The organism is Pedobacter sp. UBA5917, from assembly GCF_002432345.1.
GTDB lineage: Bacteria > Bacteroidota > Bacteroidia > Sphingobacteriales > Sphingobacteriaceae > Pedobacter.
The window spans coordinates 1-11,341 of the sequence record NZ_DJDT01000083.1 but is presented as its reverse complement, the minus strand read 5'-3'; the positions used below and the strand labels follow the sequence as shown (position 1 = coordinate 11,341).

At 40.7% G+C, this 11,341-nt stretch carries 10 protein-coding genes; 3 read left to right on the top strand and 7 right to left on the bottom strand.

Translation table 11 applies throughout. The features are described 5' to 3' along the window. Nucleotides 1-211: 211 nt before the first annotated feature. The 7 genes from B2V92_RS05260 to B2V92_RS05230 form a co-directional block, all read right to left on the bottom strand. Nucleotides 212-1,567, bottom strand: coding sequence for an alkaline phosphatase family protein (locus tag B2V92_RS05260; RefSeq protein ID WP_293305367.1), 1,356 nt, complete (start codon nt 1,565-1,567; stop codon nt 212-214). A 688-nt stretch (nt 1,568-2,255) separates the two neighbouring features. Next, the gene (locus B2V92_RS05255) at nt 2,256-3,359 is read right to left on the bottom strand and encodes a PepSY-associated TM helix domain-containing protein (RefSeq protein WP_293305364.1); all 1,104 of its coding nucleotides are present in this window, start codon (nt 3,357-3,359) and stop codon (nt 2,256-2,258) included. Between the two features lie 4 nt (nt 3,360-3,363). Next, the gene (locus B2V92_RS05250) at nt 3,364-5,529 is read right to left on the bottom strand and encodes a TonB-dependent siderophore receptor (RefSeq protein ID WP_293305361.1); all 2,166 of its coding nucleotides are present in this window, start codon (nt 5,527-5,529) and stop codon (nt 3,364-3,366) included. A gap of 33 nt (nt 5,530-5,562) precedes the next feature. Further along, a complete protein-coding gene (locus B2V92_RS05245) occupies nt 5,563-6,000 on the bottom strand; it encodes a hypothetical protein (protein ID WP_293305358.1) in 438 nt (145 codons plus the stop codon). Between the two features lie 115 nt (nt 6,001-6,115). Next, on the bottom strand, nt 6,116-6,436 hold the full coding sequence (locus B2V92_RS05240) for a hypothetical protein (RefSeq protein WP_293305355.1): 321 nt from the start codon (nt 6,434-6,436) through the stop codon (nt 6,116-6,118). 174 nt (nt 6,437-6,610) lie between these two features. Beyond that, entirely contained in the window at nt 6,611-7,354 is a 744-nt protein-coding gene (locus B2V92_RS05235; RefSeq protein ID WP_293305353.1) for a DUF3667 domain-containing protein, read from the bottom strand. An 8-nt stretch (nt 7,355-7,362) separates the two neighbouring features. Continuing rightward, on the bottom strand, nt 7,363-7,617 hold the full coding sequence (locus tag B2V92_RS05230) for a hypothetical protein (RefSeq protein ID WP_293305351.1): 255 nt from the start codon (nt 7,615-7,617) through the stop codon (nt 7,363-7,365). A 142-nt stretch (nt 7,618-7,759) separates the two neighbouring features. Between B2V92_RS05230 and B2V92_RS05225 the strand changes: the two genes are divergently transcribed. From B2V92_RS05225 to B2V92_RS05215, 3 genes are all read left to right on the top strand, one after another. Next, nucleotides 7,760-8,383 (top strand): TetR/AcrR family transcriptional regulator, encoded by a 624-nt coding sequence (locus B2V92_RS05225; RefSeq protein WP_293305349.1) that lies wholly within the window; start codon nt 7,760-7,762, stop codon nt 8,381-8,383. Nucleotides 8,384-9,007: 624 nt separating this feature from the next. Further along, complete coding sequence (locus tag B2V92_RS05220; RefSeq protein WP_293305346.1) at nt 9,008-10,375, top strand: S41 family peptidase; 1,368 nt, start codon at nt 9,008-9,010, stop codon at nt 10,373-10,375. Nucleotides 10,376-10,501: 126 nt separating this feature from the next. Continuing rightward, a complete protein-coding gene (locus tag B2V92_RS05215) occupies nt 10,502-11,095 on the top strand; it encodes an RNA polymerase sigma factor (RefSeq protein WP_293305342.1) in 594 nt (197 codons plus the stop codon). Nucleotides 11,096-11,341: the final 246 nt, after the last annotated feature.

The window sequence follows — 11,341 nt, the reverse complement described above, 5'->3', positions numbered from 1 at the left end:
GGCGTTCTTCGGTAAAACCTATACATTTTCAAAGCAAGCCAGCATATTGCCTAAAAAGATGTGTCCACACGATAAGAATATTCGGGAGAGAGATCTAATCTTGTATGAAAGGACCTGAAACAAGTTCAGGGTGACGACCCGCTAGAAAAATCGTCATTTCGAATGCGTTCGAAATGACGATCTTATTAAAAAAGAGACAAAAGAGAGAATCCTATTTCTTAACCGGCGCAAGCAAACCCGGATATAAAACTCCATCGGTTTTAAGGTTCAGGTTTAACAGTTTTGCAATTAAAGGCGCAATGTCTTCCTGCCCCATTAACGGCAGTACAGTGCCCTGTTTAATCCCTTTACCGAAGACAACAAAACCGGTCTGGATTTCTTTAAAATCGGTTGGCAGATATCCGTGTGTACCTCCGCTTGCAGGGGTAAGCATTTCGCCCGATGCCGCAGCACCAAAACTAAAACCCTGGTTTGCAGCCAATGCTATAAATGCATTCGGATCGCCCTGCGCTTTGGTTAAAGCATCTTTATCCAATACGTGGAAAGTTTTTTTGATGCCATCTGGAAGATCGTTTAAAGCCTGTTTAACTTTTTCTAAAGTAGCTTTATCTTTAGGATCTTTCAAATGCAGGAAAGAAGAACCACCGCTCTGTTGAAAATAAGCCTTCCAGGCCTCCCTATTTGTATCGCTATATAAGCCCAGTTTGGCCAGCATTACATTTGGGTTAACCTGGGTATGGATATCCACAAAACCGTGGTCGCCTGTAATAATGAAAGTGGTATTTTTACTGATACCCGCAGATTCTGCTGCATCTATAATGGTTTTAATTGCTACATCGGCACCAACAAGCGCAGATCGTACCTTATCGCCATCGCGACCCTGCTCATGTTCAAAATGATCAAGCAATGCAATGTGCAATGCTAAAAAAGACGGTTTATATCTTTTTAGGATATAAGCAGCCATCCTCGACTTGTTCTGATCGCTCGTAAAAAAATCAATAGATGCACCAAATTCCCCAAATTTACCAATGGCATTATCCTGAACTTCCTGAAAAAGCTCTTTCGGGTTCGATTCCTGCAGCATTGCTTTAATTTCATCTTTCTTCTCGCCCTTACCCTGTGGCAGGATTACATATTCAGGCAAATTATAATCAATGGGCGCACCAACGGTAACCGGCCAGCTTACGCCTGCTGTGGTTAAACCTGCATCTTTAGCAGCTGTCCAGATGGTGGGTACCTTAATATCTTTGTAATACCAGAACCATTTGCCCGAAATACCCAAAGGCTCAACCGGCGTGTTATAGTAAATACCGTGTTTTGCAGGCAATACACCACTTACAATGGTGGTATGCGAAGGATAGGTTACCGTGGGAAAACTGCCACGCACGCCTTCTGCATAAGATCCCTTGTTCATTGCCTGGCGCACGTTAACCATTCCCCATTGCGGGTCTAAATAAAACTCGGGACGCAAACCGTCTATACTGATCAATACTACATGATTCTCCTGGGCCGATAAATACCCTACCGAAAGCCAAAACAGGGCGATCAGCGAAACTATTTTCTTCATAAAATTATTTTTACGCGAAGGTATTCCGGAAAGATGCCCCTAAAGTTGTGTAAGGGTTAAGAAAATATTAAGGGGAAGTAACTTTAAAGATAGGATGAAAGGAACAAATGCTTTATTTCTTCTTTGTGAAATAATTCTCTCTTCTAGAATCGAGCTGTTTTAATTTATCTTCCTTTTCTGTTTGCAGTTCCCTCACAAAGCTTAGCACCTTATTTGATGGTTTATCGATATGTAATATCTTAATTATCATTGTAATACAAAAGTACAAATAAATAAATGCTTATAGTTTAATAAACACCTGTTTGTTAAATTTTAATAAAAAAACCACCTGAAGCCATTTATTAATTAGTGATTTTTATTGTTTTTAAAAACTTAATAGCTACTTCGTAGTTAGTATCTTTTTATCATAATAGACCCTGAAATAAATTCAGGGTGACGATTTGCGGGAATGATCGTCATCTCGACCGAAACGCAGTGCAGCGGAGAGATCTACCTCGAGACAGATTTGCCTCGCAGAGCCTTCGGGTTCCCAACTCCGTTGCACTTCGCTACCATTGACAGAATTAAATTAATAAAAAAGTCGTCATTGCGAGGCACGAAGCAATCTTAATGCGCACGCGGGATTAGCGATTGTTGTAAGATTGCTTCGTCGGCTGAAAAAGCCTTCTCGCAATGACGAATTTTGGCGCTAACTATTAAACTTCTTTCTCCGCTTAAACCAAAGCAATGCACCTGTAACAGAAAGAAAGCCCGGTAACAGGCCAAGCAGTACATAAAACAATTTAAGTAAAATACCACCAAACGCGCCGATATGTAGCTGGTACATCCATGCATCGAACCGTGCAGCGAAGGGCTGTTTTTCGATAATACTTGTCTTTAATAATTGCCCGGTATCCTGATCGAAAGAAAATCCACTTGCCTTACCGCGATAAAGCAGATTTCCACTGCTGGGCATGTGCCCGCGAACCTGTACCGGAATTCCAGGTGTAGTAGGGATATTCACCGCAATCGGTTCGAAACCTTTAACCAGCTTTCGCGAAGTAGCTACGAGTGAATCAATATCCACTTTTACCAAAGTATTTTGAACCGGCGGGTTTATTTTCCATGTTTCGGGACTAAAATGCTCCCTGTTCATCCAAAAGCCTGAAAAAAACAGCAACGCGGTAAATAACGTTGCCCATACACCAATAATACGATGCAATGAGGAAATGGCCGTTCTTGAGTTTTTAAAATTGAGGCCTGCTTTAAAGCGGAGCGCATCCCAGAAATGTTTGCGGTAAACAATTAAACCGGTGATCAGCGAAAGCAGCATGATTAAGCCAATTACAGCTGAAAAAAGTTTGCCGGGCATTCCCAACTGCAGGCTGTAATGCAACGAATAGAGCCAGCGGAAAAATGAAGGCTGAAGATCGGCATAACTCCCTTCTTTCAATATCTTACCCGAATAAGGATTTACGCAGATGTAATACAGGTAATTTTCGGTGATATGCTGCTGGTTCAGGTAAACCATAAACTCGTAGCTATCGAATGCGTTAACAGGAAAATCGTGCAGTACAATTTTCTTCAGGTTGGGATGAGACCGAACCAGATTTCTGTAAATCGCATCAGCACCCAGCATTTTACCCTGTGGTGTAATGTGATGAAGTTCGGGATTAAAATAACAGTCTAATTCTCTACGGAACATTAACATAGAGCCGGTTATACCATAAAAGAGGAAGAACAGCCCGGCCATCAGGCCAAGCCATCCGTGCAGATTAAATGCCCATTTGGTAAAGCTGTTCTTTCTTTTCATCTCCTTAAAAATTATAACCAACTGTTAACCTGAATTCTCTTGGTGCAAAAGGTACGTAGGCATTTAGCCCGACCGGATTTGAAGACACCGGAGTAACCCACGCACTGCCATAGTTATTGCGATCGAGCAGGTTGTTTACAATGGCGTTCACGGTAATGTGGTTATTTGTCCAGCCGAGACCTCCATCAAGCCTGAAAATTGGTGCAACAGCTAGGTTGTTCTCTACTGAATAGCGACCTGAACGGCCAGACTGAAGCTGATAACCACCCGAAACTGTAAATGAACCCGGTAGCCCTATTGGGAACCTGTAATTTAACCAGGTATTCTGGATGTGTTTAGTAAGGTATGGAGACGGAAGCCCAACCAATGCTGCATTGGCATCTTTCGAAATAATGGCATCGGTATAAGCATAATTGATTACTGCATTTAATCCTTTCACAATCTCCCCTTTCAGGTCGAACTCAATCCCCTTAGCCTGAGTTTGTCCGATCTGCGATTGCAATAAAGTTGAGGGGTCGGTTACGATGATATTATCCCTCGTTAACCTGTAGAAAGATAAAGTTGTATTCCACTTTCCATTGGCCCAGTCTTTTTTCAGCCCGAATTCAAAATTTTCTCCTTTTAAAGGTTTAAAAACTCCTCCTGCTGTACTTAAGCCGCTTTGAGGGGTATAAGTATTATCGTAAACGGCATAAGCGGCAAAATCGCTCAAAATGGAATAACTGATCCCTGCCCTTGGCGTAACAACCCAGTCTTTCACTTCGCTTACGGTTGGAACTGAAACAGCACTTTTTGATCCGGTTAACCGTGCAGCCAAAGTAATCCTCAGTTTATTATCCAGCATGTTCAGCTCATCCTGCGCATAAGCGGCATAATACTCAACCGATTGTTTGTTGGTGGCAATATCTTTCAATGCTCCATCCCTTTTATTCGAATCGAAATTGATTCCATAAACCGGATTGTTGATATCCAGATAATACAAAGTTGGGTTGGCTGTTTTATCGTTGTAGCCTGAATAAGCCAATAGATTTTTACGGTTTGCATCTATTCCGCCCAAAAGTTTATGCGTAATACTTCCGGTTTTCACTTCTCCGTTTACAAAAGCCTGAAAAGCATACACATCGGTATTAAAGCGTTCGTAAGTTACCCTTCTGGGCAATAAATTTGGAGCGGCCTTATTGTAGCTGGAAACAAAAAAGTAGTTCCCATCTAAGCTACTGCCTGCAAAAACACCCTTCGCGGTTAAATGCCAGTTTTTACCTACCTGGTTTTCATAAGTCAGGAAGGCATTATTTTCAGATCCCTTAACAGGCTCTTTATTTGGATCGGAGATGCTAAAATCCCTCGGGAGCGAAGCAAATCCATCAGGTGTAAATACAGTAAGCAGATACTGGAGAAATTGCTGTTTTTGGTAAATGTATTCGGCAGTGATAGACGAATGATCATTAATGTTATATTTCAATACTGGATCGATCACAAATTTATCGTTAAAGGCAAATTTTTGGAAGGATTTGGCCTTTTGCCCCACAACATTTAAGCGGTACTGCCATTTTTTGTTTTGATCAAGATTTCCATCAAAATCGCCGCTCAGTCTAAAAAGATCAAAACTACCTGTAGTAAAACTTACGTTATTATGGAGTATTCCGGTTGGATTTTTGGTTACAATATTAAAAGAACCGGCCGGATCGCCAATGGCATTCATAAAACCTGCCGGCCCCTTAATAAATTCCATGCGATCGATAATCGCGGCATCTTCCGGCATTGGTCCGTAATAAATCATCGAAAGATCTACGCCGTTACGGAGCGTATTTACCCCCGCACCACGCATAAAAATAAATGGCCCATAAAAATCGGCTGTATTATTACGGATTGCACCACTTACGTTCCGCGTTACACTTTCGTTGATATTGATCGCCTGTTGATCCAAAAGTATACTTTTATCAATCTCCTGGATATTCTGAGGCAACTGTAACAAAGGCGTAGTCTGCTTTAAAGTTGCAGACGATTTGCCAATATTATACCGGCGGTAATAACGCGAATTAATATCAACGGTATTCAGGTGTTTAACACTATCGGTTTTTGCGGAATCTGTATTTTTTGTTTTGCCATTCTGTGCCACTACGCCAAAAGGCATAGCCAGTAAGGCAAATAGAATAAATCTGTTTGTCATAATTTTTGGGACGATCGTCCCCGAAAAAGTCTGTTAATGCAGCGTTTTTCTCTTTTCTATATGAAGGCTATCCAGATAACGGTCGGAACAGATAATGACCGCTTTAAACTGTTTATCCAGATCGTTTATCTTTTTCAACTCAGCTTTAAAATAGTCGGAAGCCTCTTCATTACTTTTCCCCGAAACATCAGGTTCAAAATGATTCATCCAGCTTTCCATTTGCTGGTTGGCTTCATCTACTTTTCTAATCGCCTCAGCTAATTTAACCGTATCATTACCGGAAGATTTAACCGATCGATAAATGGAATCGAGCACCGATTTTTGACCATTTGCCAGATCGGCATCGTTCATCACTTTATCATGCCTGGCAACCACTTCCGACCGGATAATTTTATAGTCTTGCTCCTGTTTACAGGAAAACCATAAACATATCACCACCATTGCAAGCAGGGAAGAAAAGATAAATTTCATAAGAATTTACAAACGCTGTTTTATAATATTATTGTTGTTCTGATCCAGGAATCATATTACAAAACTCTTAAAATGATCAGAATTAGCAGAAATAGACATTGATCTATTTCGAATATTAACAGGTTTGCTTTGGTGGCTGAAATATAGAGAAATGACAGCTGATCGGGTTTTCTACCTTAGCAGGTGAATAATGGCGTTCGAAAGGTATAGGACTGAGATGAAATGCAACTGGAGAACTCGGCATGGCTAACTGAAAAGCAGTACGCTGACTTTCGCGTTCCTGTTTCTTCTCTTTTTCTTCTGCCTGTTTCAGCTTTTTCATCAGGTAACACTTTCCGTTACAGTGCATCCAGGGTCTGTTCTTATTTACACAGAACTTTTCGGCCAGCTGCTTCTGGTTAACCTCAAATCCGGCATAAATAAAATATGTAGACATATTTGATCCAACCAGCGAAGCCAACAGCACGAAAACGACAAGCCTTTTATACATTTCGCGCCAAAGATAAACACTATAAAACTTAAATCAGGGCAATGTGAAGGAAAATGTTACTAAATTAACTATTAATCCACCGTTTATCGTAAGGTATTTTAATAGTTTCTTATGGGTACTTTAATGTTTCATTTTGATCACCGCAGAGATTATTCCTATCAGAAACGATAAAAAATAATAAGATAGCGGAACGAGAACACTTCGCAACAACAACCCTTTTTTACTGTAGTTAAAGCCCGAAAAAAACTGGTAATAAAACCAGATGCTGTACATAAATGCCAGAAAAGTTACCGCTCCGAAATACAGGAACAAAAGCATTTTGCTGTTGGTATAAAAAATAGTTGTGATCGAAATAAGCAAACCGATAATCAACTCTACAATTATCCGGTTTGAATTTAAAACCAGGTGTTCGGAAAAATTGAGCCTGGCTTTCCTGAACCAGATAAAACTAAAAAAGGAATAAATGGGAATGGTTATAATCAGTATCAGCTTTGGATGTTCAGAAATAAATTTTTCGATCTCGCTCATCATTGCTTTGCTTCCCTGTGGCATCAGATCAGACATGCTACCGTGTGTGTATGGCGCGATAAGCGTTGATGCGGTTAGGATAAGCAGGATGAGCGTAACAAAACTAAAATACGGGACCCTTTTGCCCTGGATAAACTCGCGAACGCTATGGCCCGGACGTGTAAAAAGTGCTTTAAGGGTAAATAAAATACCTTTATCAACATGCCAGATACCATGAACAAAATCGTGGGCGATGAAATGTTTAATGGAATAGCGGTGCGTAGAAGATTTTTGCCCACAGTGAGGGCAGTAATTCTGTGTTACCGGAGCAGCACAATTTAGGCAATCGGATGACATTGAAATCGTTATTTTGAATTACGGTTTTTAATTTCGGTATTAATCTGGCCAAGGCTGATAAAAGCCGGCAACAAGGCCAACATGCAGGAGATGGGAATAGCTGCCAGAGCTTTAGGTGTTTTAGCTGTAACAACAAGATAAAGTAACACTGCAAATGCGGCAAGCATTACCACGCCAAGCCCAATTAATGCACCCTTTATGGTCTGTTTTTTCTTGTATAATTCTTCAATCGATAATTCGGTAAGTGGAATTACTTTTTTCATATGGTTTTTTGTTTGGTTAATAATCCGGCAAGATGCTCTGGGAACATCATTTACATCAACAAATATACAATATATCACCAATCGGTGATAAAAATATTTAAATTTGATTGTGTAATTTTCCAATGCACTATTTTCATTAAAAATGAAACAGGAAGAAGAGATTAAACCGTTAAGGGACAAGGAAAAGAGCAAGCAGAAATTTTTGGATGCCGTTGAAAAAATATTGCAGACCAAAGGTTTTTCGGGACTGAAAGTTAACGACATTGCGCGTACAGCCGGGCTGGACAAAAAACTGATGTACACTTATTTTGGCAGTCGCGACCAGTTGATTGATGAATATATCCGTTCGCAGGATTTCTGGAGCAATGTAAAAGTAGAACCTACCGGGCCGGTTATTGACGACGGCGGCAAAGCACTTTCGAAAATGATGCTGATCTCCCAGTTCGATTACGTTTTCAAGAATAAGGAGTTTCAAAAAATCCTGTTATGGGGACTGCTTGAAAACAGAAAATCGTTAAAAAAACTGGCCGACGACCGCGAAGAAAACGGCGCCATGTTATTTGAAAGTATCACTGATCCCTATTTTAAGGAAAATGCAAAAAGATACCGTGCCATCATTGCGCTGTTGATATCGGGCATCTACTATCTGGATATCTATGCCACAACCAACGATTGTACCTTCTGCGGCTTAGACCTTAAAACCACAGAAGGCAGATCGGAAATTGAGGAAGCCCTGAGGTTCCTGATTGATAAGACTTACGAATAATTCAATATTAAGCCATAAATGATTCGCCTGTAAGTTTATTCCACTTTCACGCTGAACAGTTTCGAGCGTCCGGTAATAAATAATGTTTTATTGTCTTTTCCTCCGAACTGGGATAGGTTGATATTTGGATATCCCGAACTTAACCTATTATAAGATAGCTTACAAATTAACCTTGTAACACAGCGGAAACAAACTTATCCCAGGCGCACCTGAGAAAAAACGATACCTTCAACTTCAGCCCCTTCTTCCTGATCTGCACCTTACAGTTTAATTTATCATACCTACTGGGTTAAAAATTTGTTAAATAAAAGACAGATAACTCATACATTTAATATTGTAGAATTAGACTGGCATAACCTATAATTTTTATGCTTCCTATACCCCATAAATAATTTATAAAATAAACAGATAAACTGGTAAATAACGTTCTAATTCCCAAAAAATCATTACATTTACCACATCTTCAAAAGCTTATTGTTTTAGGAGATTTGTTTAAAAAGTAGAGGAAATTGAAGCCGGTGTGGAAGCCGGCTTCCTCGTTTTACTTCATTTATTCATAACCGGAATATAACAGTAAATTAATCTCAAGCCCCTAATTTGATGGCTAAACCACGAAAGCTATCGATGATCAAATTACTGGGTTTTACAAATAGGATAAAAAAAGGCGGCATTCTCTTATTATTGCTGGGCCTGATCATCATAGCCGGCTGCAAAAAGGATAAAGATCCGGTTTTTGATCCTGGCACCAACGAATTTATTAATGATTGGGTGCTCGACAGCATGAAGGTATATTATTACTGGAACACTACGCTTCCCAAAAAGCCAGACTATAACCAGGATCCCCTTAGATTTTTTGCTTCGATTAAAAATAATGCCGACCGTTTTTCGCAACTCCTCAATGCAGATGTGCCCGAAAGCTATCCGCGTAGCCTTTATTCCGATTTCGGGGTAGACCTGGTCAACATTACTGCTTCGGGATCAGATCAGACTCTTGTACGGCTTTCGGTGCCTGGCTCCGATGGTTACGTTGCCGGCTTAAGAAGGGGCGATAAAGTAACCGCAATTAATGGTGTTGCCGTTAATTCGTCCAATATCGGATCATTGAGCGAAAGCAGCTTAAAAAGGGGCAGCATTGTGCTACAGGTAGAAGGTGTGGCAGCAGCTTATAATATTAACGGATACCTAAAACCCAATCCGGTATATACTACACAGATTTGGGAAAAAGGGAACAAAAAAATAGGTTATATCTTCCTGAATAATTTCGATACCAAAGCCTTAAACAGGTTAAAAGAAGTGTTTGCCGGTTTTAAGGCACAGCAGGTGAACGAGCTTATTCTCGATATGCGCTACAATACGGGTGGCGAGGTTTCGGTAGCTGCCGCACTGGCAGCAATGATTACCAGGGCAAATGAGGATGCCATTTTTTTGGAGTACCGCGGAAATGCCAATGCAGGCACCCAGAGGCATACTTTTGGAGAAGAGATCACTAAACTCTTCCGCCCGCTCAATTACAGCCAGTATACCAATCTGAGACTGGATATAAACAGGCTTTTTATACTCACGGGGAAACATACCGCCTCGGCAGCAGAGCTTCTGATTAATAACCTCACACCGCACTTCCCCACGGTGCGTATCGGCGAAGCCACATTAGGTAAAGATATGGCCGAATTCGAACTGGCAGACCATCGCACCCCTCCGCAGGTAAAAGGATGGGTATTATGGCCATTGGTATTTAAGGTGTATAATGCGCAGGGACAGGGAAATTACACTGCCGGACTCCCGCCTGATGTTTTATCTGATGAACTTGCAGTATTGCCCCTGAAACAACTGGGCGATCCTGAAGAAACCCTGACCCAACTGGCCATTTCCAGGATTACAGGTGTTGCAAAACTTGGTATCCGTTCATCCCTGGCCAGAGAAAATCAGCGCAAAATGTTCGATTCAAGGGATAAGGATGATCTTTCCGTTATTCCGATCAGGGTAACAAGGTAATATTATACCGCCAACTTCCTGTAATTGTGCAGCATACAAAAGCAGCTTAACACAAACTTAATGTGCTAAACAATTCACCTTAACATCGAAACCTTTTATTTGTTCAGTAAATTAATCTGCTCCTCTATGCTTGGATATGATACTATTCAGAACTTTAAGGAAGGAAACCGCGAAGCCTTTGAAAATATCTATGCCATGTTCCATAAACAGATTTTTACTTATTGCTACCGCTATACCCTTTCGAGGGAAAATGCAGAAGAGCTTACCCACGATATTTTTCTCCACCTTTGGAAAACACGCGATTATGTCGATCCTAAAATCGGCATCAGGGGATATATTTCTACCGTTTCGAAAAACATGGTTTACACCTGGCTAAGAAATACATCAAGGAGTAAAAAAATGAAAGCCGAGCTGGAAGCCTATTTTATGAAAGAACAGGAAGAGCTCCTTCCCGAAAAACGCATCGATGCGGCCCACGATCTTGGAACACTTTGTAATACGCTTAGCTCCCTGCCACCCAAGAGAAAACTCGTTTTTGAAATGATACGCTTTAAGGAAATGACCTATAATGAGGTTGCCGATCAACTTTCAATAAGTCGCGATGCCGTAAAAGACCATATGGTAAAAGCAAACCAGGTGGTTAAGGCCATGAAAGATAACAAAGCTTACCTTGATTATATTTCTATATTTTACTTCCTATTGTTTCCCTGCCTGCTATAACATATAATGACCAAATTTTACTCTAGTTATGACCTGAGTAGATTAATATAACTCAAAAAAACAGTTGCAGAACAGTATAATTGGCACTATCAAACCTAAAACGCAGTGGTTTTGTGCAGATCTCGCGAAAACTTTAAGCTATCGAATGCTTAGTGCACAAAACGAAGTGCCGCTGTTTTTTTGATGTGTGAGGGGCTTGTGTGAAAGCACCTAGAGGATTGACAAAGCGCTTTGGGTACTTTGGCG